Annotated in this window: 24 protein-coding genes; 13 read left to right on the top strand and 11 right to left on the bottom strand. The window is 67.8% G+C overall.

The window, feature by feature from the left end; all coding sequences use genetic code 11:
* Nucleotides 1–87: 87 nt before the first annotated feature.
* Both GD1_RS03445 and GD1_RS03440 read right to left on the bottom strand, forming a co-directional pair.
* Nucleotides 88–2,169, bottom strand: a complete 2,082-nt coding sequence (locus GD1_RS03445; RefSeq protein WP_083533826.1) for a prolyl oligopeptidase family serine peptidase — start codon at nucleotides 2,167–2,169, stop codon at nucleotides 88–90.
* On the bottom strand, nucleotides 2,166–3,125 hold the full coding sequence (locus GD1_RS03440; RefSeq protein WP_157079368.1) for a hypothetical protein: 960 nt from the start codon (nucleotides 3,123–3,125) through the stop codon (nucleotides 2,166–2,168). The genes GD1_RS03445 and GD1_RS03440 overlap by 4 nt, the downstream gene beginning before the upstream one ends.
* Nucleotides 3,126–3,211: 86 nt before the next feature.
* Between GD1_RS03440 and GD1_RS03435 the strand changes: the two genes are divergently transcribed.
* The 4 genes from GD1_RS03435 (at nucleotide 3,212) to GD1_RS03420 (ending at nucleotide 6,717) form a co-directional block, all read left to right on the top strand.
* Complete coding sequence (locus tag GD1_RS03435; RefSeq protein WP_162128789.1) at nucleotides 3,212–4,390, top strand: LLM class flavin-dependent oxidoreductase; 1,179 nt, start codon at nucleotides 3,212–3,214, stop codon at nucleotides 4,388–4,390.
* Between the two features lie 169 nt (nucleotides 4,391–4,559).
* Nucleotides 4,560–5,723, top strand: coding sequence for an LLM class flavin-dependent oxidoreductase (locus GD1_RS03430; protein WP_053776271.1), 1,164 nt, complete (start codon nucleotides 4,560–4,562; stop codon nucleotides 5,721–5,723).
* Nucleotides 5,720–6,220: an NADPH-dependent FMN reductase gene (locus tag GD1_RS03425; RefSeq protein WP_053776270.1), complete on the top strand. Its 501-nt coding sequence runs from the start codon at nucleotides 5,720–5,722 to the stop codon at nucleotides 6,218–6,220. The genes GD1_RS03430 and GD1_RS03425 overlap by 4 nt, the downstream gene beginning before the upstream one ends.
* Nucleotides 6,217–6,717: a flavin reductase family protein gene (locus tag GD1_RS03420; protein WP_020794112.1), complete on the top strand. Its 501-nt coding sequence runs from the start codon at nucleotides 6,217–6,219 to the stop codon at nucleotides 6,715–6,717. Before GD1_RS03425 ends, GD1_RS03420 begins: the two co-directional genes overlap by 4 nt.
* Before the next feature lie 41 nt (nucleotides 6,718–6,758).
* Here GD1_RS03420 and GD1_RS03415 read toward each other — a convergent pair whose 3' ends face one another.
* Nucleotides 6,759–7,901, bottom strand: a complete 1,143-nt coding sequence (locus GD1_RS03415; RefSeq protein ID WP_059035657.1) for a metallophosphoesterase — start codon at nucleotides 7,899–7,901, stop codon at nucleotides 6,759–6,761.
* Nucleotides 7,902–7,971: 70 nt separating this feature from the next.
* Here GD1_RS03415 and msrC point away from each other — a divergent pair, with 70 nt between their 5' ends.
* Complete coding sequence (gene msrC, locus GD1_RS03410) at nucleotides 7,972–8,448, top strand: free L-methionine (R)-S-oxide reductase MsrC (protein WP_157079367.1); 477 nt, start codon at nucleotides 7,972–7,974, stop codon at nucleotides 8,446–8,448.
* A 159-nt stretch (nucleotides 8,449–8,607) separates the two neighbouring features.
* Here the strand turns inward: msrC and GD1_RS03405 are convergent, their stop codons facing one another.
* The gene (locus GD1_RS03405) at nucleotides 8,608–9,657 is read right to left on the bottom strand and encodes an NAD(P)-dependent alcohol dehydrogenase (RefSeq protein ID WP_059035653.1); all 1,050 of its coding nucleotides are present in this window, start codon (nucleotides 9,655–9,657) and stop codon (nucleotides 8,608–8,610) included.
* A 155-nt stretch (nucleotides 9,658–9,812) separates the two neighbouring features.
* Between GD1_RS03405 and GD1_RS03400 the strand changes: the two genes are divergently transcribed.
* Nucleotides 9,813–10,238 (top strand): PPOX class F420-dependent oxidoreductase, encoded by a 426-nt coding sequence (locus GD1_RS03400; protein WP_059035651.1) that lies wholly within the window; start codon nucleotides 9,813–9,815, stop codon nucleotides 10,236–10,238.
* Here GD1_RS03400 and GD1_RS03395 read toward each other — a convergent pair.
* Both GD1_RS03395 and GD1_RS03390 read right to left on the bottom strand, forming a co-directional pair.
* Entirely contained in the window at nucleotides 10,230–10,712 is a 483-nt protein-coding gene (locus GD1_RS03395; protein ID WP_059035649.1) for an SRPBCC family protein, read from the bottom strand. The genes GD1_RS03400 and GD1_RS03395 overlap by 9 nt on opposite strands.
* A gap of 182 nt (nucleotides 10,713–10,894) precedes the next feature.
* Complete coding sequence (locus GD1_RS03390) at nucleotides 10,895–12,406, bottom strand: MFS transporter (protein ID WP_059035647.1); 1,512 nt, start codon at nucleotides 12,404–12,406, stop codon at nucleotides 10,895–10,897.
* Nucleotides 12,407–12,494: 88 nt separating this feature from the next.
* On the opposite strand from GD1_RS03390, the gene GD1_RS03385 reads away from it, so the two are divergent.
* Nucleotides 12,495–12,941 carry a MarR family winged helix-turn-helix transcriptional regulator gene (locus tag GD1_RS03385; protein WP_020794671.1) on the top strand — a complete coding sequence of 149 codons (447 nt, stop codon included), beginning with the start codon at nucleotides 12,495–12,497 and terminating at the stop codon, nucleotides 12,939–12,941.
* 144 nt (nucleotides 12,942–13,085) lie between these two features.
* On the opposite strand, the gene GD1_RS03380 is transcribed toward GD1_RS03385, so the two are convergent.
* Together GD1_RS03380 and GD1_RS03375 are read right to left on the bottom strand one after the other, a co-directional pair.
* Nucleotides 13,086–13,637, bottom strand: coding sequence for a carboxymuconolactone decarboxylase family protein (locus GD1_RS03380; protein ID WP_059035645.1), 552 nt, complete (start codon nucleotides 13,635–13,637; stop codon nucleotides 13,086–13,088).
* A 61-nt stretch (nucleotides 13,638–13,698) separates the two neighbouring features.
* The gene (locus GD1_RS03375) at nucleotides 13,699–14,709 is read right to left on the bottom strand and encodes an acrylyl-CoA reductase family protein (RefSeq protein ID WP_059035674.1); all 1,011 of its coding nucleotides are present in this window, start codon (nucleotides 14,707–14,709) and stop codon (nucleotides 13,699–13,701) included.
* A gap of 203 nt (nucleotides 14,710–14,912) precedes the next feature.
* Here GD1_RS03375 and GD1_RS03370 point away from each other — a divergent pair, with 203 nt between their 5' ends.
* The gene (locus tag GD1_RS03370) at nucleotides 14,913–16,154 is read left to right on the top strand and encodes an HNH endonuclease (RefSeq protein WP_238403690.1); all 1,242 of its coding nucleotides are present in this window, start codon (nucleotides 14,913–14,915) and stop codon (nucleotides 16,152–16,154) included.
* A 645-nt stretch (nucleotides 16,155–16,799) separates the two neighbouring features.
* Here GD1_RS03370 and disA read toward each other — a convergent pair.
* Entirely contained in the window at nucleotides 16,800–17,912 is a 1,113-nt protein-coding gene (gene disA / locus GD1_RS03365) for a DNA integrity scanning diadenylate cyclase DisA (RefSeq protein WP_059035642.1), read from the bottom strand.
* 93 nt (nucleotides 17,913–18,005) lie between these two features.
* Here disA and GD1_RS03360 point away from each other — a divergent pair, with 93 nt between their 5' ends.
* Nucleotides 18,006–18,587, top strand: coding sequence for a PaaI family thioesterase (locus tag GD1_RS03360; protein WP_053777008.1), 582 nt, complete (start codon nucleotides 18,006–18,008; stop codon nucleotides 18,585–18,587).
* Between the two features lie 30 nt (nucleotides 18,588–18,617).
* Here GD1_RS03360 and radA read toward each other — a convergent pair whose 3' ends face one another.
* Nucleotides 18,618–20,003, bottom strand: coding sequence for a DNA repair protein RadA (gene radA, locus GD1_RS03355; protein ID WP_020792696.1), 1,386 nt, complete (start codon nucleotides 20,001–20,003; stop codon nucleotides 18,618–18,620).
* A gap of 155 nt (nucleotides 20,004–20,158) precedes the next feature.
* Entirely contained in the window at nucleotides 20,159–20,893 is a 735-nt protein-coding gene (locus GD1_RS03350; RefSeq protein ID WP_244882498.1) for a hypothetical protein, read from the bottom strand.
* A 365-nt stretch (nucleotides 20,894–21,258) separates the two neighbouring features.
* Between GD1_RS03350 and GD1_RS03345 the strand changes: the two genes are divergently transcribed.
* The 4 genes from GD1_RS03345 to cysS are packed head-to-tail and all read left to right on the top strand — an operon-like array spanning nucleotide 21,259 to nucleotide 24,367.
* Nucleotides 21,259–21,747 carry a CarD family transcriptional regulator gene (locus tag GD1_RS03345; protein ID WP_020792698.1) on the top strand — a complete coding sequence of 163 codons (489 nt, stop codon included), beginning with the start codon at nucleotides 21,259–21,261 and terminating at the stop codon, nucleotides 21,745–21,747.
* A 6-nt stretch (nucleotides 21,748–21,753) separates the two neighbouring features.
* Nucleotides 21,754–22,482 carry a 2-C-methyl-D-erythritol 4-phosphate cytidylyltransferase gene (gene ispD, locus GD1_RS03340; protein ID WP_059035638.1) on the top strand — a complete coding sequence of 243 codons (729 nt, stop codon included), beginning with the start codon at nucleotides 21,754–21,756 and terminating at the stop codon, nucleotides 22,480–22,482.
* Nucleotides 22,479–22,961 carry a 2-C-methyl-D-erythritol 2,4-cyclodiphosphate synthase gene (gene ispF / locus GD1_RS03335; protein WP_059035636.1) on the top strand — a complete coding sequence of 161 codons (483 nt, stop codon included), beginning with the start codon at nucleotides 22,479–22,481 and terminating at the stop codon, nucleotides 22,959–22,961. The genes ispD and ispF overlap by 4 nt, the downstream gene beginning before the upstream one ends.
* Nucleotides 22,962–22,972: 11 nt before the next feature.
* Nucleotides 22,973–24,367 (top strand): cysteine--tRNA ligase, encoded by a 1,395-nt coding sequence (cysS, locus tag GD1_RS03330; RefSeq protein ID WP_059035634.1) that lies wholly within the window; start codon nucleotides 22,973–22,975, stop codon nucleotides 24,365–24,367.
* Nucleotide 24,368 lies beyond the last annotated feature (1 nt).

The raw sequence follows: 24,368 nt of genomic DNA, 5'->3' as shown, positions 1-24,368 counted from the left end.
CCATGCGGGGGTGGTTGGGCTGCCGAGATCGGCCGGCGGGGGTTTCGACACGTCTCGTCGATGTACTCCTCGCCGGCCGCCGGTGGCTCAGTCGGCGTCCACGCTGCCGATCGTCCGCCACAGGAACTCGAATGCGAGTGCCGACTTGAATGCTGACTGCTTGTTGTCGGCTGCGCCGCCGTGTCCGCCTTCGATGTTCTCGTAGTAGCTGACGTCGTGGCCGTACTCCTCCAGCCGTGCAACGAGTTTGCGGGCATGGCCGGGATGCACGCGATCGTCGCGGGTGGAGGTGGTCACCAGGATCGGCGGGTAGGTGCGCTCACCCGCCGGGACCAGGTTCTGATACGGCGAGTACTTGCCGAGGAACGCCCACTCCTCCGGGTCGTCGGGGTTGCCGTACTCGGCCATCCACGACGCCCCGGCCAGCAGCAGGTGATACCGGCGCATGTCGATCAGTGGGACCTGGCACACCAACGCGCCGAACAACTCCGGATACCGGGTCAGCATGACACCCATCAGCAGGCCGCCGTTGGAGCCGCCCTGCGCACCGAGCTGTGCATGTGTGGTGACACCACGTGCGACGAGGTCCTTTGCCACACTGGAGAAGTCCTCGTAGACCAGATGTCGTCCGGCCTTCAACGCCTGGGTGTGCCAGGTGGGGCCGTACTCGCCGCCACCGCGGATGTTGGCGATCACATAGATCCCGCCCCGCTCGATCCAGGTGCGGCCGGAGGTGGCGAGGTAGCTGGGCGTCAACGAGTTCTCGAAGCCCCCGTACCCGTAGAGCAGGGTGGGGCCGGAGGTGACATCGGAGCGGCGGACGACGAAGTAGGGGATCGCGGTCCCGTCGTCGGAGGTGGCGAAGAACTGCTCGGCGACAACCGAATCGGCATCGAAGAAGGCCGGGGCCTGCTTGATCACGGTGAGCGGACCGCCGCTGTTGCCGTGCAGCAGACTCGGAGGCGTGGTGAACGATGTCACCGACCAGAACACCTCGTCGGAGTTGTCGGGATCGGTGTCGATCACCGACACCGTCGACAGTTCCGGCAGATCCGGCTGCGGCACCTCGGTCCACTCGCCCAGTACCCGAACGGTGACCTCGGTGTGGACGTCGTGCAGCGTCGACAGGATCAGATGCGATCGGGTGACACTGAATCCCTGCAACGACGTGTGCGCATCCGGGGTGAACAGCACCTGATGGTCCCGACCTCCGGCCATGTAGTCGGGATAGTCGAACACCAGCAGCGATCCCGCGGGCCGCAACCGACCGCCCACCTCCCAGTCGCTGCGCGGACGCACGAACATCCAATCGTGGTGCAGCGAGAAGTAGGAGTCGGTGGGAACCTCGACGAGAACCGGCTCGCCCTCGATCACTTCGAAGGAGAGCTCGTTGAAGAAATCGGTGGCGCGACTGACGAAATGCCGTTCGAAACCCGGTGTGTGGTCGTAGCCCGCGCTCACCGCGACGTCGTCGAGGATCCCGGCGAACACCGTGGTGGCGGCATCGAGGGACTGTCCGCGCGACCATCGCTTGATGACGCGCGGATACCCCGACGACGTCAGCGATCCCTCACCGTCGGGCTGTGGGCCGAAATCGGTTCCGACGTAGACGGTGTCGCGGTCGATCCAGGACATCGACGACTTGGCCTCGGGCAGGACGAAACCGTCGCTCACCCAGGTTCGGGTGGTGACGTCGAACTCGCGGACCACCGCCGCATCCGCACCGCCCCGTGACATCGCGATCAGGGCCCGGTCGTAGTCGGGGTAGTTCATCGTCGCCGACTTCCACACCCAGTTCTCGTCCTCGGCGGTGGCCAATGCGTCGACGTCGACCAGGACATCCCACTCGGGGTCGTCGGTGAGGTAGGACTCGAGGGTGGTGCGCCGCCACAGACCACGCGGATGCGCGGCGTCACGCCAGAAGTTGTAGAGGAACTCGTTGCGGCGCCGGACATACGGGATGCGGTCATCGGTGTCGAGGACTTCGAGCGCCTGCGACTGCAGCGCGCGGAAGCGGTCCGAGCCGGTCAGGTCTGCGACGGTCGGGTCGTTGTGCTCACCCACCCAGGTCAACGCGTCGTCGCCGGTGACATCCTCCAACCACAGATACGGGTCGTCGGCGGCATTCGTGGAAGTGGTGGTGCCTACGGGAATGCTGTTGTCGCTCACTGGTTTCCGTTCGCCTCGTTCAGGTGCTCGAGAATGTTCATCAGATGGTCGTCAGGGGTGATGTCGATGCTGCGGTTCTCGGCATCGGCCGAGGACACGCGGGTGATGCGGTCGCGGTACCAGTGATAGATGTTGGGGGACACCGGTGAGATCGCATCGTCATACAACCCGGCGGCCGCCTGTGCCAGCTGACCGATCGCCTCCATCACGGCGCTCGACTCGATCAGATGCATCAGCACACAGGTCCGGTCGGGAACGGCGAACACCACGCCGTAGGGGGCGTCGCGACCGAACACCTGCGTGGCCAGCCCGGCCATGTTCAACACCTTGGACGCGGTGAACACCGACTGCCCGAACACGAATGTGATGTGGCTGTCGGTATGGCGCACCTCGTCGATCGGCTCGGCGTCGGTGTGCTGCTGCCCGGACCGGAATGCCGCGTCGAGGTCGAGTCGCTCCGCACGCCCCCCGTCGATGTAGCCGACGGTCTCGGGGAAATCGACACACAACACGGCCGCGAGGTCGTCGGCGACAGTTCTCGCATAGCCCCGCATGTCCACACCGCCCATCACCAGCGCATCGCGGGCGATCAGCCGGGTGCGGACCTGTGCGCTGAACTGCTCGGGGGTGAGATCGTCGATGGTCGGACCGTCCTGCATCCGCGCCATCGCACCGAAGTGGTGCCCGAGGATCGCCGTCCACTCCGATCGCGGCGCGGTCCGGCACTTGGTGACCGCGTTGTCGAGGGCGAACCGCATACCGTCGGCCGCCACGAGATCGGCACCGCTGGGCGTCACCTCGATGCCGTGTCCGGCGAGAATGCCCTGCGCCGTCGACCGGATCCAGGCGACATCGTCCACCGACAGGTGCGGAAACAGCTCGTCGGCGGGCGCGTCCGGTCGCTGCGGTCCGGGCCCGGGTGATTCCGGGCGGCCGCGTCGTCGAAAGATTCCCACCCGAACCAACCTACTGGCCGTCGCAGGCGGCCGCGGTTCGCGGCGTGGGTTCGCGGCGGAGCGGGCGGCCACCGGTGGCGATCAGCGTGACCGCAACCCTCGCCGGCGTGGCGGTCGGGGTCGTAGCGTTCGCCACGCCGTCGGTGGCTCCGGGCACCGGCACCGACTTCGAGGAGAGCGCCGTGTCCCAGACCTCGACCCTGACCGAACCGACCGAACCGACCGCCCAGGACGAGGCCGAGACCTCGGCGTTCCGGCTCGGATTCTTCACCCAGGTACACGGTCGGGAGGGGCAGTCGGCCCGCGAGACCTACGCGGAGCTGATCGACACGGTGGTGGCCGCCGAAGAACTCGGCTACCAGAGCGTGTGGGTGGGCCAGCACCACTTCGGCAAGGACCGGCTGGCGTCACCGCTCGTCCTGTTCGCCGCACTGGCCGAGCGCACCTCGACCATCGAACTGGGTACCGCGGTCACCGTCCTCCCGCTGGAGGACCCGGTGCGGCTGGCCGAGGATGCGGCCACCCTGCACGCCCTCGCCGGCGACCGGATCAATCTGGGCATCGGAGCCGGGGGCGGCGACGGCGACTCCTTCATCGCATTCGGCCACGACCTCGAGGACCGCCGTCGGTTGTTCGACGAGAAGCTCGCGGTGCTGCACGCACTGTTCGACGGTGAGTCGCTCACCGGCGACGACGAGCCACGCCGGCTGTACCCGCCGGCCCCGGGTCTGCGTGACCGGCTGTGGCATTCGGTCGGTACCCCGGAGCGCGCGGCGGCCGCGGCCCGCTCCGGCGACGGACTGCTGATCGGCACCTTCGCCGACCATGCGCTGCACGACCAGCGGGCCAAGATCGATGCCTACCGGGCCGAATGGGAACGCACCCGGTCGCAGACCGGCCGGCAGGCGCGGATAGGTGCCCTGCGATTCACCTATGTCGGTGAATCCCGGGAGACCATCGAACAGCAAGTGGCCGACGAGCTCGCCGCCTTCCGCGAGTTCGCCGACAGCTACAAACCCGACCTCGCACCGCTGGACACCCACCAGTACCTGCGGCGGGTCACCCGCTACGGCACCGTCACCGACGTCCTCGGTGACCTGCGCGACGACCCGGCACTGCTCGGGCAGGTGACCCACTTCCTGCCGACGGTGGGGCTGTATCCGGCCGCCGGCGACGGCACCCCGGGCGCCGACCTCGACATCCGGCGTCTGGAACAGTTCGCGGTCGAGATCGCACCGGCACTGGGCTGGGTGCGGCAGCAGTAGCCGCAGGACCGTCGAGGCCCGCGCAGGTCAGGGCGATCACGATCACCGAGAGGGAAACTCTTGGCAGCCCCCACCGGTGTGGGGTGCAATCGTGGGGTTGTTCCGGAGCACCCGGCGACGCCGAACGTCGGCGCCGGATATCGATCGATCGAGAAATGGGCGAGTAGGCGTGAAGTTTCATTGGTTCCTTCCCACCAACGGCGGCGACAGCCGCCATGTCGTCGGTGGCGGCCACGGTCAGCCGGCGGAGGCCTCCACCCGACCCGCGTCGGTGCCGTACCTCGGGCAGATCGCCCGCAGCGCCGAACAGCTGGGCTTCGAGGCGGCGCTGACGCCGACCGGCGCCTGGTGTGAGGACTCGTGGGTCACCACCGCGATGATCAACAGCCTGTCGGAGCGGCTGAAGTTCCTGGTCGCCTTCCGTCCCGGCATGACCGCGCCGTTCGTCGCCGCGCAGATGGCCGGCACCTTCCAGAACCTGTCCGGCGGGCGGCTGCTGCTCAACGTCGTCACCGGTGGCGAGGACACCGAGCAGGCCATGTACGGCGACTTCACCACCAAGGACGAGCGGTACGCCCGTGCCGACGAGTTCCTCGAGATCGTACGCCGGCTGTGGACCGGTGAGACCGTGACCTTCGACGGGCAGTACCTGTCGGTGCGCGATGCGGTGCTGCACCAGATCCCGGACCCGTTGCCCGAGATCTACTTCGGCGGGTCGTCGCCGGCCGGTATCGCGGTGGCCGCCAAGCATGCCGACGTCTACCTGACCTGGGGTGAGCCGCCTGCCGCCGTCGCCGAGAAGATCGAGCGGGTGCGTCGTGCCGCCGCCGAACACGGCCGCGAACTGACCTACGGTATCCGCCTGCACACCATCGCCCGCGACACCTCCGAGGCGGCCTGGGCCGAGGCCGACCGTCTGCTCGCCGGGATCGACGAGGCCGACATCGCCCGCATCCAGGCCGGACTCAAGCAGTCGGCGTCGGAGGGGCAGAAGCGGATGCTCGCGCTCAACAAGGGCACCAAGGACGGCCTGGAGATCTACCCCAACCTGTGGGCCGGGGTCGGCTTGGTCCGTGGTGGTGCGGGCACCGCGATGGTCGGGTCGTACTCGGAGATCGCCGATCTCGTCGAGGCCTATCACGAGGTCGGGATCGACGAGTTCGTGTTGTCGGGGTATCCGCACCTGGAGGAGGCCTACTGGTTCGGCGAGGGGGTGCTGCCCGAGCTGACCCGCCGCGGTCTGTGGCAGCATCCGGCACCGCCTGCGGCCGGGCGTGCGGCCGTCCCGTTCGGTGCTCCCGCACCGGCCCCGCTGAAGGTGTCGGCGTCGTGACCACCACTGCGGTCGTCGTCGGAAATCCCAAGCCGGGGAGTCGAACACTCTCTGCGGCAACATTTCTCGCCGAGCAGCTGACCGGCGCGGCACCCGACCTGGTGGTCGACCTGGCCACTCTGGGTCCCGCCGTCCTGGACTGGGCGGATGCGGACGTCGCCGCACTGGTGGAGCAGGTCGGCAAGGCCGATCTGGTGATCGTCGCCAGCCCGACCTACAAGGCCACCTACACCGGGCTGCTCAAGCTGTTCCTCGACCGCTTCGCCGGCGGCACCGGACTGTCGGGTGTGGCCGTCCCGTTGATGCTGGGCGGCAGCCCGGCTCACTCATTGGCTCCCGAGGTGGGGTTGCGCCCGGTGCTCACCGAGATCGGTGGCACCGTCCCCGGTCGGGGCCTGTACGTGGTGGATTCCCGCCACGACGATCCCGAGGCCTACGCCGAGTGGCTCACCGCCACCAAGCCGGTGGTCTCGGCACTGTTGGAGGCACGGTCATGACCGATCTACGGACCAATCAGGATCTCGACGCCGCGCGCCTGCGCAAGGCGTTCGGTATCTTCCCGACCGGTGTGGTCGCGGTGGCCGCGGAGGTCGACGGCGAGCTGATCGGGCTGGCCGCAAGCTCTTTCACCAGCGTCAGCCTGGACCCGCCGCTGGTGTCGGTGTCGATCGCCAACGGTTCCAAGACCTGGCCCGACCTGCGTCGCGCCGGCCATCTGGGGGTCACCGTCCTCGCCGACCATCAGGGCACGGTGTGCCGCCAGCTGGCCGGTCCGGTGGAACAGCGCTTCGACGGTGTGCCGATCAAGGCCTCCGACGAGGGCGCGGTGACCCTGGACGAGGGGCTCGCGCACTTCGACTGCACCGTCTACCGCGAGGTGGAGGCCGGCGACCACATCATCGTGCTCCTCGAACTGCACGGCGTCGACCACCCGGAGACCGGTAGCCCGCTGATCTTCCACCGCAGCGGATTCGGCAAGCTCGTCGCGGTCTGAGTCGGGACGGTCTGAGTCGGGATGGTCTGGGCCGTCGCGGGTCAGGGTGCGCGACGCAGTTCCAGGATGGTGACCTCCGGGGGCGCCCCGACGCGCACCGGAGGTCCCCACGCCCCGGCCCCACGTGTCGTGTACAGCGTCGTGGTGCCGATCCGGTCCAGTCCGGTCACCGAGGGTTGTTGCAGCGGAACCAGATAGCGGATGGGCCAGAGTTGTCCGCCGTGGGTGTGCCCGGACAGCTGCAGATCCACGCCGTGGTCGGATGCCTCGATCGCCTGCTTCGGCTGATGGGCGAGCAGCAGGGTGAACCGGCCGGGTTCCTGGCCCTCGAGGGCCTTGCCCAGATCCGGCTCGTACGGTTCGGGTGCGGTGGCGTCGTAGATCCCGGCGACGTCGATTCGCCCGTCACCCCTGGCGATCTCGACCCGCTGGTTACGCAGGGTGTGGATGCCGAGAGCGTCCCACTCGTCGAGCCACCGGCCGCCGTCGTCGGAGTAGTACTCGTGGTTGCCGCTCACCCCGAACACGCCCAGCGGTGCCCGCAGTCCTGCGAGCGGGGCGATCTCGTCGCCGACCTTCGCGACGGTGCCGTCGGTGAGGTCGCCGCCCACCGCGATCAGATCGGGCTGCTCGGCGTCGACGAGTTCGACGATGCGCGAGGCGAAGTCACGGTCACGGGCCGGGCCGATGTGCAGATCGGAGATCAGTGCGACGCGCATACCGTCGAATTCCTCGGGCAGATCGGCCAACTCGACACGCGTATGTGTGACCTTCGGTGAATTCGCCTCGACGACACCGTAGATCGTCACCGACACCGCACCCGCCACCACGACCACGGTCGCGATGCGCAGCCCGAGGAGCCGCCCGGCGGCCCCGCGTTCGGCGGCACCGGTCAGGCGCAGCACACCACGGGTGATCAGCGATCCGATGCCGACCACGGCGAGACCGAGGACCAGATAGAACACCGTCGCCAGCCAGGTCAGGCCCACCGAGGCCGCGGGCCGGAAGGTCGCCGGGTCGAGGACTCGGCCGGTGGCGATTCCGAGCACCGCGAGCGCCCACAACACCACCAGGGCGACGTCGATCACCACCGACGCCGGACGGGGTGGTCGCGGGGCGCGCACGAGGCGACGGTGCAGCCAGAACGTGATGAGGGCGAGGGCGACGGCGAAGAAGGCAATCATGGGAATCGCCGCGAACCTTACCCCACCGTCGGGTCGTGGCGTCCTCGTGCGCCCGCGCATGATGGATGACATGAGTTTCGATGTCACGACCGCAGGGGAGTGGACCTACCCCGAACTCGCCGACGCCGCCAAGCACCTGCTGGCCGGGGAGACCGATCGGATCGCGAATGCCGCGAACCTGTCGGCGCTGGTGTATCAGTCGCTGGCAGAGGTGAACTGGGTGGGCTTCTACTTCTTCGACGGCACCGAACTGGTGGTCGGCCCGTTCCAGGGCAAGCCGGCCTGCGTGCGTATCCCGCTCGATCGCGGGGTGTGTGGCGCGGCCGCGCGGACCCGCACCACCCAGCGGGTCCGTGACGTGCACGCGGTCGCCGACCACATCGCCTGCGACGCCGAGTCCCGGTCCGAACTGGTGGTGCCGCTGGTGCGCGGCGACGAGCTGATCGGGGTGTTCGACCTCGACAGCCCGGTGCCCGCCCGCTTCGGCGCCGACGACCAGCACGGACTCGAGACCATCGCGACGATCTTCGTCGAGTCCCTCGGCTGACACCCGCGACCCCAGGTACATGCCGCGTCCGGCGAAGTCGTGACGGACACCGAATCGAGGTCGCCGACGCCGGGGCACGGGATCGGACCGCTGGTCCGCCTCGTCGCCGATCCACACCGGGATGCCGGCGGCGTCCCGGTGCGGATCGGCGGATGGCGCTCAGTCGGCGAAGGTCGCCGCGTCGATCACGAAGCGGTACCGCACGTCGCTGGCCACCACACGGTCGTAGGCCTCGTTGATCTGCGAGGCGTCGATCGTCTCGATCGTCGCCCCGATGTTGTGCTCGGCACAGAAGTCGAGCATCTCCTGGGTGATCGCGATACCGCCGATCAGCGACCCGGCCAGCGAACGCCGGTTCTTCAGTAGCGAGAACCCCCGGACCGACAACGGATTCTCGGGTAGACCGAGCTCGACGAACGACCCGTCGACGGCGAGCATCGAGAGGTATCGGTCGAGGTCGAGGTTCACCGACACCGTGTTGAGGATCAGGTCGAACTCGTTGCGCAGCGTCCGGAAGGTCTCGGGTTCGCTGGTCGCGTAGTAGTGGTCGGCGCCGAAACGCTTGCCGTCGGCCTCTTTTCGCAGCGACTGGCTCAGCACGGTGACCTCGGCGCCGAGCGCGTGGGCGAGTTGCACACCGACGTGCCCGAGTCCGCCGAGTCCGATGATCGCGACCTTCTTGCCGGGGCCGGCACCCCAGTGCTTGAGCGGCGAGTACAGGGTGACACCCGCGCACAGCAGCGGGGCGGCGACGTCGAGTGCCAGACCGTCGGGGATGCGGACGACGAAACGCTCGGTCACCACGATCTGCTCGGAGTAGCCGCCGTGGGTGAACTCGCCGGAGTACGACGTCGAATTGTAGGTGTCGATCGAGCCTTTCGTGCAGAACTGCTCGTCGCCGTCCTTGCACGGTCCGCACTCGCCGCAGGAGTCCACCATGCAGCCCACGCCGACCCGGTCGCCGACCTTGTGGCGGGTGACCTCGGGGCCGACGGCGGCGACGATGCCGGCGATCTCATGGCCGGGTACCACCGGATAGGTGGTGCCCCGCCATTCGTTGCGTGCGGTGTGGATGTCGGAGTGGCAGATGCCGGCGTAGGCGATGTCGATCAGGACGTCCTTCGGTCCCAGATCCCGGCGCTCGATGGTGCCCTTCGACAGCGGTGCGTCCGGTGCGGTGGCCAGATAGGCATTGACGGTGGTCGTCACGATGAAACAAACCCTTCCTGAACGGAGAACCCTCGACCTCCAGTCTGCCGACACATTGCCGGATCTGCATATCCCGGGAATCCTGGACCTCGGCCGGGCGTTCGGATCTCCCGAGGCGTTCGGTTCTGCCGAGTGCACCCCGACGAGGAGGATTCATGTCGACCCCACCGCTGCCGCCCGAGGTCCGCGAGATGCTCGCCAAGCCGAATCCGGCGGTGATGGCCACCGTCCGCGCCGATGGTGCGCCGGTCACCGCGGCCACCTGGTATCTGCTCGACGGCGACGAGATCCTGCTGAACCTCGACGACGCGCGGGTGCGTCTGAAGCATCTGCGCAACGATCCGCGGGTCACGCTCACCGTGCTCGACGAGAACAGCTGGTACACCCACATCACGCTGGTCGGCCGGATCACCACGTTCCGCGCCGACGACGGCCTCGTCGACATCGACCGGCTGTCCCGGCACTACGGCGGTGAGCCGTATCCGGTGCGTGACCGGCCGCGGACCAGCGCGATCATGACGGTCGACCGTTTCTACGGGTGGGGTGCCCTCCAGGACACCGATCAGTCGTCCTCACGCTGAGGTCCCGTCGCCGGGGCTCCCGTCGGTCGCCGATCTCCGGGCGGCCAGTTGTTCGGCGCGGACGGCGATCTGCCGCAACATCTTCTGATCCATCACCAGGGACGCGGGTTCCATCGGCGCCATCCCGATCCGGTCGATGGTGCGTGGCAGGCGGTACCGGTTGCGACTGATCAGTCGGGTGCGGCCGGGGCCGTCGTCGCGGATCGTGAACGACCACAGCCAGTTCCCGTCGGCCGAGCGCCATGCGAGGGCGTGTGGCGGGTCGACGTGCTGCAGGATCAGGCGGTTGCCGCCGAACTCGATGGACTCGCCGAGCCGGGGATGCTGGAACTCCTCGAGTACGTGGTCGGCGCTGTGCATGTGCAGGCCGAGCAGGTTCTCGATCCAGTCGTAGGTGTATGCGCCGCCGCGCGGGTCCGGGCCCATCTGGGCAAGCCACGGGAAGACACAGTCGGCGGGTGCGTCGACGCTCACCGCGCGGGTCGACTCCCCGTCCGGCAGACGGTGCGGCAGGCGATCGCAGCGCCCAGTGCGAGCGCTGCGATCGCCACGACGGTGGTGCGGATGACTCGCATACGTCGATCGTCGTCCATCGACGGTCCCGGCGCACCCTGTCGGGGCGCACGATGCCGGTGCAGCGCCGGGACGGGGCGGTGTCACCGGCCTGCGAGTTCTCCGTCCACGAACTGCTCGTCCACGATCTCCTCGGCGGTGTGCTCCTCCCGGATCACGGTCAGCACCAGCACGGCGACGACCGCCGTCAGTACCGCCGCGACCACGAGTCCGATGTGCAGTCCGCTGACGAAGGCGTCGTTGATCTGCGGGAGGCCGGAGATCGGGACGCCTGCCGCTGCAGGCTCCTGCAGGTCGGCGGGGGCGCCGGAGTCGGTGATCGACGTGGCGACCTTCGCCGCCACGATGGACGAGAGCACGGCGGTGCCGATGGCCCCACCGACCTGGATGCAGGTGGTCTGGAAACCGCTGGCCACACCGGCGAGACGGACCGGCGCGCTGCCGACGATGAGTTCGGCACCCGACGGGATCGCGAAGCCCGAACCGAAGGCCAGGATCACGAACGGCACGGCCATGTACCAGTACGAGGTGTCGGGGCCGGCCAGGGTCAGCAGGGCGAGTGCGATCGTCATCAGCCCGAGGCCGAGCGCGGCGACGCGTCGTGCACCCCACTTGGCGGTCAGCGCGGCGCCGATGGGTGCGGCCGGGACGGCGAACGCGCTCATCGGCAGCATCCGCAGGCCGGCCTCGACGGTGCTGTGCCCCATGGTGTTCAGCAGGAACAGGGTGATCAGGAAGGTGACGCCGAGGATGGCGAAGAAGTTCACGAAGAATACCAGTCCGCCGATCCCCACGCCGCGGGATCGGAACAAGCCCAAGGGCAGCAACGGATTCCGGATTCGGTTCTCGGTGACGAGGAACGCGCCGAACACGATGAACGAACCGATCAGGGTGCCGAGGGTCTTCGCCGAGCCCCAGCCCCACGACTGTGCCTGGACCACCCCGAAGACGATGCCGAACAGGAATACGCCCAGTAGGACGACGCCGAGCAGGTCGAACGGGCCGTCGTCGGCGGATTCGTTCTCGCGTAGGACGATCATGCCGAAGATCACCGCGATCACCGCGATCGGTGCGTTGATGTAGAACACCCACTGCCAGCCGGCCTGCTCCACCAGGATGCCGCTGACGAGTGGTCCGGCGGCGATGGCGACCGACGACACTCCACCCCAGATACCCACGGCCATACCGAATTTCTCACGCGGGAAGGTGGCGCGGAGCAAGGCGATCGTCTGCGGCATCAGCATCGCGGCACTGATGCCCTGTACCACGCGGAAGACGATGACTCCCTCGATGCTTCCGATCAGACCGATTGCGACGCTGGCGATTCCGAAGACGACAACGCCGGAGAGGTACATGCGTTTGCGGCCCCAGCGGTCGCCGAGTTTGCCGCCGAGGATCAGCAGCACGGCCAGTCCGAGCAGATAGGAGTTGATCACCCATTGCAGCTCGGCGAAGCTCGCGCCGAGATCGGCCTGGATGGCGGGGTTGGCGATGTGGACGACGGTGGAGTCGAGTCCCACCATGAACAGTCCGAAGCAGACCGCGATGAGGGTCAGCGCCGGGGATGCCCGGGTGGGTGTGGCGCTGGACGTCACGAAGCCTCCTTCACAGGACGGGAAGGTATTATGATTATGAAACTATAACAGATGATTCTGGCGGTATGACAATCCGTAGGATGGTGCCGTGACCGACGACCCCGAGGTGCTGGCCGATCTCGCCGACGCGGTGATGGAACTGTCCCGCAAACTCGATCCGCGTAGCCCCGAGATCCGTGACGTCATCGCGCTGACCGGCACCGAGGTGGCGGTGATCCGGCAGGTCCACCGGCACCCGCGGATCACGCCCAGTCATCTGGCCGAGCTGACCGGCCTGCAGCGCAGCAACATCTCCACCGCGCTGCGGTCGCTGGAGGCGCGGGGCATGGTGGTGCGCGAACATCCGGACGGCAACGCGCGGTCGGTGGAGCTCGTGGCCACCGACCTGGCACGGGAGAACCTGCACCGGCTGCGCGCCCACTGGGTCACGTTGTTGTCGAGGGTCGATCCCGAGGTGCGGACGCGTGCGGATGAGGTGGCGACGGCACTCTGGCGGTTCGACGATGCGATCGGGAATCCCGACGGACGCGGGTGAATCCGCAATGGCGGCCGTGACGACTACCGGCGACGTCGAAATCCGTCGACTGGGCGCTCGATCTCGTTGACTGGGCGCTCGAATTCGTTGAGTGGGCGCTCGAATTCGTTGACTGGGCGCTGTTATCCGTTCATCGTGCGTGGGTCACGTGCCGGACGGGAAACGCGGGGCGCTGTCCTCCGGCGGGATGGCCAGCACTCGGCACATGGCCGAGATGCCCAGGTACTGGGCCGAGACGGCGACGATCTCCGTGCGGGTCGCGATACCGAGCACCTCGTCGACCCCGGCGAGCTCGGCGGCGGTGAGTTCCCGTTGATCGACCATGGCGTCGGCGATGGTCAGGACCGCAAGATGTCGGGGTGACCATGCATGCGACGGCGTGACCTCGGTGACGGTCGCTGCGACCTGCTCGCTGCTCAGTCCCGACGTCTTGCCGAAGTAGGCCACGTGGACACCCCATTCGTGCTCGGCGCCGCAGCGCGCGGTGACCCGAAGGATGGTCAGTTCACGCTCATCCGGCGCGAGTTGGCCGGTGTGCAAAAGCCCGTGCAGGCCGAGGATGGGGCGCTCGATATAACCGCGCAGGACTTCCGGGTTGTGTGCCATCGCCAGGTACAGCCGCGGCGGACGGTTCGGCGGTGGTACCACCGAGTCGAGCAGGCGGCGGGATTCCTCGGGAACGGGCGGGGTCGTCATGGTCGGCGAGGGTATCCGTCGACGACCATGACGACCCGGGGTTTCGGTGGATTCCCGGCGGTCAGAACCCGTCCTTGACGCGGACGACGGTCCGCCCGGTGACCTTGCCCGCCTTGATGGCGGTGAGTGAGGCATCGAGATCGCCGATGCCGATCTCGGTGATGACCGAGTCGAGATGCTGTGGGCGCAAGTCGGTCTCGATACGACCCCAGATCGAGCGTCGCAGTTCTGCGCCGATGAGCACCGAGTCGATGCCCAGCAGGGCGACCCCGCGGAGGATGAACGGCATGACCGTCGTCGGCAGCGCGGCGCCCCCGGTCAGACCGCTCGCCGCGATCGCACCGCTGTGCTGCATGGTGCTCAGCACATACGCCAGCGTGGTGCCGCCGACGCAGTCGACCGCACCGGCCCATTGTGACTTGCCGAGCGGGCGGATCTTGGTCTCGTCGTCGACGAGGCGACCCACCACCTCGGCGGCGCCCAGATCTGTCAGAAGCTGTGCGGCGTCGGGCTTCCCGCTCGATGCGGTGACCGTGAAGCCGAGTGCGGACAGTAGATCGACGCTGACCGCACCGACACCGCCGCTGGCCCCGGTCACGAGGATTGGTCCGTTGTCGGGGGTGAGGCCGTGGTCGAGCAGGGCTGCCACGCTCATCGCCGCGGTGAACCCGGCGGTACCGATGGCGGCGGCCTCTCGCGTGGTCAGCGACGCGAGCTTGACCACCTGGTCGGACGGGGCGACGGCGAACTCGGCGTAGCCGCCGTGCTGGTCGGTGCCGATCGGACCACCGTGTGCCACCACCTGGTCGCCCGGCGCGAAGGCCGGATCGGTGGAAGCCACCACCTCGCCGGCCACGTCGATACCCGGCACGATCGGGTAGTTGCGTACCACTCCGCCGCGCGGCGTGATGGCCAGGGCGTCTTTGTAGTTCACCCCCGAGTAGTGCACGGCGATGGTCACCTGGCCGTCGGGCAGGTCCGCACCGGTGAGGGTCTCACGGCCCAGGATCACCGCCCCGTCGTTCTCTCGGGCGACGAGCGCGGCGAAACTGTCGGGAATGCTGGTGGTCATCATCGTCCTCATGGTCCGGCGGTAGAGCTCGGTCGTTGGTGATGGTAGCCGGGGTCGTGACGTGGGTTACGTCGCGAGGGGCGGTGAACCCCATTGGTGAACCCGAGTCTCCTGGGTGAACAGCTGTCACAATCTGTCCACAGATATTGTTCTGCTTGCCATTTCGCTGATAGTTCGCCTATGTGTTCGCTATAATGGAACATATGCAGGGGGAGCTGGAGACCATTCTCGACGCACTCATCGATTGTCGTTTCGACGACGATCCGACCGGGCCGGACGTGTTCACGGACATGCGGACACTGGTCACCATCAGGAACGTCGTCGACGCGTTGACCGCATCCGGGGCCGGGCACCTGGATCGGCTGGGTGTGGCGCAACGGCATGGGCACAAACCGATCGCGTTGTTGATCGAGATGGGGTACGCGCCCGCTGTCGCTGGGCGGATGCAGCGGATCGGCACCTCGGCGGTGGTGGACCGCACGCTGAAACACGCTGCTGACGGTGCGATCTCGGGTGAGCATGTGGATGCGATCGTGCGCGGGTTGAACCAGATCGGGTTACGTGCCGGGGAGGCGCCGGATGCCGAGACCTGGGCTGAGTTCGAGGGTGATCTGTTGGCGCAGGTGTTGTCCGGTGCCAAACCAGCTGAGGTGATGGCCCGAGCGCACCAGTTGGGGGACCATCACGCTGATGACACCGAGGGTGGACGTCCGGCGAAGGAAGACCGCAACCTGAATGCCCTGGATATCGGGCGGACCGATGATGGGCGGGTCGCTGTCTCCGGGAGTCTGGATGTGGTTGTCGGCGAGAAGCTCGCGACCGCGATCGAGAAACTGTCGGCGCCGGTTCCGCAGCCGGATGGTTCGAAAGACCCGCGCGAAGCGCCTCGACGTCGCGCGGACGCGTTGGAGATGGTCTTGGATATGGCGGCTGGTGCGGGGGATCGGTCGGTGACCGCTGTACCTGCGGCGTTGATCAATCTGTCGGTACCTGCGGATACACCTGACAAGTCGGAGTTGGCGTTCGGTGGGTCGATCACCCACAGCACCCTGTTGGAAACCAGTTGTGACGGTGTGGTGGTGATGACCATCGTCGACGGTGAACGGGTGCCGTTGGATATGGGACGCTCGAAACGGTTGTTCACCGCTTCGCAGCGGCGAGCACTGTTCGAGCGGGATCGGTGTTGCATCAAGTGTGGTGCCCCGGCATCTCGGACTCAGGCTCATCACATTGCGCATTGGTCGGATGGTGGTGCCACCGACCTTGCGAATGGTTGTTTGTTGTGTTCGTCGTGTCATGCCGATGTGCATCACAACGGGTGGGATGTGTATATGGGTCCGGATGCGCATCCGTGGTTGATTCCGCCTGAGGTGGTGGATCGGCGTCGTCGGCCGATTCCGGCGTATAACAGGCGGTTTGCCGACGAGTTGCCGAATGCTGCCTGACCTTTTGTAGAAGCTTGTGTTCTTTGAGAACTTCATAGAGAGATTCGGGTTGGGTGTCGGAGCCTCTGCTGGTTGGGTTGGCGAGTTCGGCCGGTGGAGGTTTCGACACGACTTGTCGCTTCGCTCCTCGTCGGCTCAACCATCAACGGGGCGTGGCTGATTGAGCAGCGCCTTCTACGATGATTGAGCCGGGATCGAGCGTAGCGAGGACCCGTGTCGGAATCTCCGTAGCGTGGGTTGGGTGGTGACCACGTCGGTGGTGGTCGGGTTGGTGACGTCGGCTGTCGGAGGTTTCGACACGACTTGTCGCTTCGCTCCTCGTCGGCTCAACCATCAATGGGGCGTTGCTGATTGAGATGAGCACTCTTCCATGATTGAGCCGTGCCTTCCACGATGATTGAGCCGGGACCGAGCGTAGCGAGGACCCGTGTCGAAATCTCCGCAGCGTGGGTTGGGTGGTGACCACGTCGGTGGTGGTCGCGTTGGCGACGTCGGCTGTCTGAGGTTTCGACACGACTTGTCGCTTCGCTCCTCATCGGCTCAACCGCCCACGGCCAGCGGTCGATTGAGTCGGGGCCGGGGTACTGTCGGCTCAACCATCAACAGCCCGTTGATGATCGAGCGAGGAGTCGTTGTGGGCCGATTCTAGTCGTAGCGCTCGATGCTGGATTCGGCCAAGCGGGACAGTCCCTCGCGGATATGGCGGGCCCAGATGCTGCCGATGCCCTCGACGGCCTGCAGGTCGGCGGACGAACTGGCGAGCAGTGACTGGAGGGTGCCGAAGCTGCGGACCAGGCGGTCGACGTGGGCGAACTGCAGCCGCGAGATGCGGGCGAGCATCCGGTAACCACGCGGGCTCATCGCCGTGTCCTGCGCCTCGATGGTCGTCGGATACCCGAAAGCGCCGGCCAGCAGGGTGAGGTCGAGCAGATCGGCGTCGCTGAGCTGCTCGATGGTCTCGAGGGTGTGATGGACCTCTTCGGTGGTCGCCGGCTCGGGGCTGGCGTAGTAGTCGCGGACGAGAAGCTCACGGACCGCGTCGTTCTCGGAGATCAGCTCCTCGAGCTGCAGGCTCACCTGGCGGCCGTTGACCCCCAGTTCGAGGACGTACTCCTCGATCTCGACGCCGACGCGGCGCACCATCTCCATCCGCTGGGCCGCCGACATCGCGTCGCGGAGCAGCACATAGTCCTCGATCTCGGCGCGACCGAGCGCACCGATCACCTCGTCGAGACGGGCCTTGTACCGCTCCAGGGTCGACAAGGCGACGTTGGCGCGGGACAGGATGGGGTCCGGACTCTCCACCACTCGGCGGACACCGTCGACGTAGACGCTGACGATCGACATCGACGCGCTCACCGAGATCACCGGATGCTGGGTCTGGATGGCGGTGCGCTCGGCCGCACGGTGCCGGGTGCCGGACTCCTCGGTGGGGATCGACGGGTCGGGCACCAGTTGCACGTTCGCTCGAACGATGCGCTTGCCGTCGGTGGACAGCACCACCGCGCCGTCCATCTTCGCCAGCTCACGCAGCCGGGTGGGGGCGAACTCGACGTCGAGGTGGAAACCGCCGTCGCAGATCTTCTCGACGTCGGAGTCGTGTCCGAGCACGATCAGCGCACCGGTGCCGCCACGCAGGATGCGTTCGAGTCCGTCGCGCAATCCGGTGCCGGGCGCGACGCGGGCGAGGGTCTCCTTGAGCAGATCCGAACGGCTCTCGGTCCACCCGTACTGGTCGGATCTGGCTCCGTCGACCATGGGGACTCCTCTCCGGCGGTGGCCGCCGACCTGCGCTGCTTCCCGATCGATGACCGGCGACCATCCGTGGGGTTCCCGGATGGCCCGGAGACGATGGTTCGGGGACTAGGGTATCGGTGCGTGAAGACCAGCTTCGTCGTGCCCGACGATCTCGACCCGCTGCAGCGCCATCCCAAGGCCGCCGGACCGGGGCAACCCATCCGGATGCACAGCCCCGCCTGCCTGGGCTGCGGCGAGGCCGCACCCCGCGGACTTCACCTGGTGGTGCGGGCCGCGACCGACGACGAGTTCGCCGTCGAGACCGTGATGCCCGTCGAACAATGGATGGAGGGCGGTCCCGGTGTGATCCACGGCGGCGTGCTGTCCACCGCATTCGACGAGGTGATGAGCGTCGCCCCGCTGCTGGTCGGCCCGTCCGCGGTCACCGTGCACCTCGAGACCGACTTCATCGCCCCCATCACGGTCGGAACGACGCTGCATCTGCGGGCCAGACTCCTCGGACGGCAGCGACGCAAACTGTACGTCGAGGCATCGGCACATCTGGGTGACCCGGACGCACTCGTCGCGGTGGGGCATTCCATCTTCGTCACCGTCGACGCGAAGGCCCACTTCGCCGACCACGTGGAGAACTCGGCGATCGGCGACGAGCACAAGGCGCGACTGTCCCGACCGTAGGCGGCCAGACCGGTCCCCGTGACCGGCCGATCAGAACGGTGCGTCGACCACCGTGAAGACGCTCTTGAACGCGGCGTCCACCGCCTCCATCAGATTGCTGACGCGGGTCACCTTGATCCCCTTGGGCAGCGGTTCGTCGGTACCGGCCGGGATCACCACGTGGTGGAAACCGAGACGCTTGGCCTCGGCGACGCGACGCGCCACCGCCGACACCCGGCGTACCTCCCCGGCGAGACCCACCTCGCCGACGACGGCCGTGGTGCGCGGGATGGGGGAGTTGCGCATCGCCGAACACACCGACAACGCGATCGCGAGGTCGCCGGCCGGTTCGGTGACCTTCATGCCACCGACCGTGGCCACGTACACCTCGCGCTCGTGCACCTTGACGTCGAGCCGGCTCTGCAGCACCGCCAGGATCATCGCCACCCGTGGTGAGTCCAGCCCCGACACCGCGCGCCGCGGCGTGGCCATCGTCGACGGCGTGGTCAGTGCCTGGATCTCACCGGCCAGCGCGCGCTTGCCGTCCATCGTGATCAGCGTCGCCGAGCCGCTCACATCCGTGGTGTGATGGTGCATGAAGATCCCCGACGGATCGGTCACCTGGTGGATACCGTCGTCGCGCTGCTCGAAACATCCCACCTCGTCGGCCGCACCGAACCGGTTCTTGATCCCGCGCACCATCCGCAGCGACGAGTGGCGGTCGCCCTCGAAGGACAGCACCACGTCGACGAGATGCTCGAGGGACCGCGGCCCGGCGACCGCACCGTCCTTGGTGACGTGACCCACCAGGATCACCGCGATCCCACGGTTCTTCGCCAGCGACACCAGCGCCGTGGTGACCGCCCGGATCTGGGTGACACCTCCGGTCACGCCGTCGGTGCCCGATGCCACGACGGTCTGCACGGAGTCGACGATCATCAGGGTGGGGGCCACCGCGTCGACATGCCCGAGGATGGTCGCCAGATCGGACTCGGCGGCGAGGTAGACGTTCTGGTGCACGGCGTCGGTGCGTTCGGCGCGCATCCGCACCTGCCCGGCCGACTCCTCGCCGGTGACGTACAGCGCACGCCGCCCGCCGGCGGCCCAGTGCTTGACCGTCTCGAGCAGCAGCGTCGACTTGCCGACGCCGGGCTCACCGGCGAGCAGGATCACCGATCCGGGCACCACCCCGCGACCCAGGACACGGTCGAACTCGCCGATCCCGGTGGGGATGGCCTTGGTGGACTCGGAGGTGATCTCGGTGATCGGCATCGCCGGACTCGACGGGGCGACGGTGGTGGTGGCGCCCGACGCCGACCGGACCGTGGTGACCTCGTCGAAGGTGCCCCACTCGCCGCAGTCCGGGCAGCGTCCGACCCACTTGGGGACCTGATGTCCACAGGCGCTGCACCGGAACGACGACTTGGGTTTGGCCATGCGGGCCAGCCTAGTGACCGCCCCCGACAATCCGGGGAGCGCACTCGCCGGGACCGCACCCCCGGCCACGGTGCCCACCGGCGGGGACACCCACAGACGCCGAGAGCGGCTGCCCCGGGTGGGACAACCGCTCTCGGTGATGCTGTGTGGCGGGACTAGTGGTGTCCGCCTTCGCTTTCCGGATCGCCACCGCGGGTGACGTCACGGCGCTCGACCAGCGGGGTGCCGTCGACCGGGGTCTGCACGTCGACGGTTCCGGCGTCGACCCACTGCCCGTTCTCCTGCTTCTGGAAGCTGAAGGTGAGGGTGGTGGTGAGGCCGGCGGCGACGGTCTTGCCGGTGTCGGTGAGCTCGGCGGTGATCGCCGACTCGCCGAGGGCGGGATCGCTGACGACGCCGGAGGTCGGCGATGCCGACGCCGAGGTGCCGGCCGACTCCGAGGCGCTCGCCGGGGTCGAGGTGGCCGAGGCGGTGGTGCTCGACGGGTAGATCACCGAGTTGGCCGGGGTCCCGGCACGGATCGCCTGGAGCGGCTCGACGGTGGGCGTACCACTCAGGGTGACGGTGCCCTGACCGCCCTGCGCGACGGTGACCTTGGTGAGCTTGTAGGTCGTGGTCTGGCTGCTGTTGGCCACCACGAAGGTGAGCTCGAACGGCCCGCCGTTGCCGAAGACCTCGTCGGCGTTCTCCGACGGGTAGAGGACCTGCGCGTTGCGGATCTCCACCTGACCCCATGTCGCGGTGGCGTTGCCGCCGTTGACGGCCGGTAGCTGATTGGCCGTCTGGGAGATCTGCCCGGCACCACAGCCGGTGGTTCCCAGTGCGACCGCGACGCCGATCGCGGCGAAGGCAGTCGCCGACGCCAACCGTCGCTTGGTCGAAGATGGCACCAGCCGAAGCTGTCCAGGTCGAGTTGGCACGGACACCCGTTCCTCCCAGGTAATCGATCGCGAACATCGCACTATGGCGAAACCCTGCACTACGGAGCGTAGTGGGCCGGGGTCACAAAATCCCGGCGGGGTACCAGATTGGTGTCGTGCGGGGGTCCGTGCCGGACGTCGGCGCACCCCCGGCGGGCCGCGTCGACGCCGGGTGAATCGGGGTATTGCATGCTGTCCCACCCGCTGCTACCGCGCGCGGTAGCACTGCCCGAACAGGGGGTCCGAACCCTGTTCAGGGCCGTGACCTGCACCGTTGTGTGGGCCCTGTCAGGCGTCCGTGTTAGACTGGGCTTACTCGAAAGGGGCACGGAACATTGAATTTCAAAGTCGGCGACACCGTTGTCTATCCCCATCACGGTGCTGCTCGGGTCGAAGACATCGTTACCCGAACCATCAAGGGTGAGCAGATCGAATACCTGGTCCTGAAGGTCGCCGACGGCGACATGACCGTCCAGATCCCGTCAACCAAGCTCGAGTACGTCGGCGTTCGTGATGTCGTCGGCGAGGAGGGCCTCGATCAGGTCTTCCAGGTCCTGCGTGCACCCCACACCGAGGAGCCCACCAACTGGGCGCGTCGTTTCAAGGCCAACCAGGAGAAGCTGATCTCCGGTGACATCATCAAGGTCGCCGAGATCGTGCGTGACCTGTGGCGTCGTGAGCAGGACCGTGGTCTGTCGGCCGGGGAGAAGCGCATGCTGACCCGCGCCCGTCGTGTGCTGGTCGACGAGCTGTCGCTCGCCCAGAACACCGACGACGAGAAGGCATCCAGCATCCTCGACGAGGTCCTGGCCGCCGCGTCGTAGATCCGCGTGACATATTCCTCCGCGTCGGACGCCGGAGTCTGCATCGTCATCCCGGCGGCAGGCTCCGGCGTCCGTCTCGGTGAGCCCGTCCCGAAGGCCTTCGTCGATCTCGGCGGGCGCACCGTCCTGCAACGCTGCGTCGACGGTCTGGCAACCCTCGACGCCGACGTCGTCGTGGTGGTTCCGGCCGATCTGGTCGACGCCGCCCGTACACAGCTTCCCGACCATGTGGTCGTGGTGGCCGGTGGTGCGCATCGTTCCGACTCGGTGCGCGCCGGCCTCGGCGCCGCCGCCCACCGCGACATCGTCCTGGTGCACGACGCGGCCCGCCCCTTCACCCCGGTCGCGGTGTTCGAGCGCGTCGTCGACGCCGTCCGGTCCGGCCACCGGGCCGTGGTCCCCGGACTCCCGGTGGCCGACACCCTCAAACAGGTCGTCGTCGCATCCGACGGTTCCGGTGACTGTGAACTGGTCACCCGGACCGTCGACCGCGAGAGCCTGCGGGCGATCCAGACCCCGCAGGGGTTCACCCGGGAGGCCCTCGCGCTGGCGCACGCCGACGACTCCGGTCTGGCCACCGACGACGCCGGCCTCGCCGAGCGGGTCGGTGTCCCGGTGCACGTGGTGCCCGGTGACCCGCTGGCCTTCAAGATCACCACGCCCTGGGACCTGCGCATCGCCCGCGACGTCGTCGCCGAGGGTGATCACCCCATCCATGAAGGAGTGACTCGATGAGAGTCGGGATCGGCACCGACGCCCACGCCGTCGACGAGACCGTCGACTGCTGGATGGTCGGCCTGCACTTCCCCGACACGCCCGGGTGCGCCGGCCATTCCGATGGCGACGTCGGCGCGCACGCGCTGTGTGACGCGGTGCTCTCGGCCGCCGGACTCGGCGACGTCGGCTCGGTGTTCGGCACCGGCCGTCCCGAGTGGGACGGCGTCTCCGGGGTGCGCATGCTGACCCACGTGGCCGGTCTGGTCGCCGACGCCGGGCTCGAGGTGATCAACGGCGCGGTGCAGGTGATCGGCAACCGGCCCAAGATCGGCCCCCGACGCGACGAGGCGCAGCAGGTGCTGTCGGCGGCACTGGGTGCCCCGGTGTCGGTGTCGGCGACCACGACCGACGGCCTCGGCATGACCGGACGGGGCGAAGGAATCGCCGCGGTGGCAACTGCGCTGGTCGGGGACAGACGCGACGCACCGGCCCGGTAGAATGGCACGTCGTGACCCTGCGCCTGTATGACACCGCCACCCGGGAGGTACGAGACTTCGTACCGCTAGTCGAGGGGCGCGCGTCGATCTACCTCTGTGGCGCAACCGTTCAGGGTGTTCCCCACATCGGGCACGTGCGCAGCGGAATCGCCTTCGACATCCTGCGCCGCTGGCTGGCCCATCGCGGTCACGACGTGCTGTTCGTCCGCAATGTCACCGACATCGACGACAAGATCCTGCGCAAGGCGGCCGAGGCCGGACGTCCCTGGTGGGAGTGGGCCGCCACCCACGAGCGTGAGTTCACCTCCGCCTACGACTCGCTCGGTGTGCTGCCGCCGTCGGCCGAACCGCGCGCCACCGGCTTCGTCACCCAGATGACCGACTACATGACCCGGCTGATCGACCGCGGCCACGCCTATGCCGCCGACGGCAACGTGTACTTCGACGTGCGGTCCCTGCCGGACTACGGTGCGCTCTCGGGGCACCGGCTCGACGACGTGCACCAGGGCGAGAGTGCCGGGACCGGCAAGCGGGATCCGCGCGACTTCACCCTGTGGAAGGCGGCCAAGCCCGGCGAGCCGTCCTGGCCCACCCCGTGGGGTCGCGGCCGCCCCGGCTGGCATCTGGAATGCTCGGCGATGGCCACCTCCCTGCTCGGCAGCCAGTTCGACATCCATTGCGGTGGAATGGATCTGATCTTCCCGCATCACGAGAACGAGATCGCTCAGAGCCACGGCGCCGGCGACGCCTTCGCCCGGTACTGGCTGCACAACGGCTGGGTCACCATGAGCGGCGAGAAGATGAGCAAGTCGCTGGGCAACGTCGTGTCGATCCCGGCGATGCTCGAACGGATGCGTCCGGTGGAACTGCGCTACTACCTGGGCAGCGCCCACTACCGGTCGATGCTGGAGTACTCCGACGGTGCGCTCACCGAGGCGGCCGCGGGCTACCGCCGCATCGAGTCCTTTGTCGAGCGGGTGAACTCGCGGATCGGTGCCGTCGAGATCGGCACCGTCACAGACGAATTCGCCGCCGCACTGGATGATGATCTGGGTGTGCCCGCAGCGCTCGCCGCGATCCACAACACCGTCCGCGCCGGCAACACGGCACTCGAGGGCGGTGACGCGGCAGGTGCGGCAGGTGCGGCGTCGTCGGTGCGCGCGATGATGGGCGTGCTCGGCGTGGACCCGCTCGACGAACACTGGCTGACCGCGGGCGGAGACGATTCCGCGGCGCTGTCGGCGCTCGACGTGCTGGTGCGTGCGGAACTGGTCCGCCGGGCCACCGCGCGTGCCGAAAAGGACTGGGGCACCGCCGATGCGGTGCGCGACCGGCTGGCCGAGGCCGGCATCGAGGTCACCGACACCCCCGATGGGGCACAGTGGAACCTGAAGGGGCAGGAATAAG

Origin of the sequence: Gordonia desulfuricans NBRC 100010, assembly GCF_001485495.1 — a bacterium.
Taxonomy (GTDB): Bacteria; Actinomycetota; Actinomycetes; order Mycobacteriales; family Mycobacteriaceae; genus Gordonia; species Gordonia desulfuricans.
The sequence above is the reverse complement of the archived record's forward strand: the minus strand, read 5'-3'. Positions and strand labels throughout refer to the sequence as shown.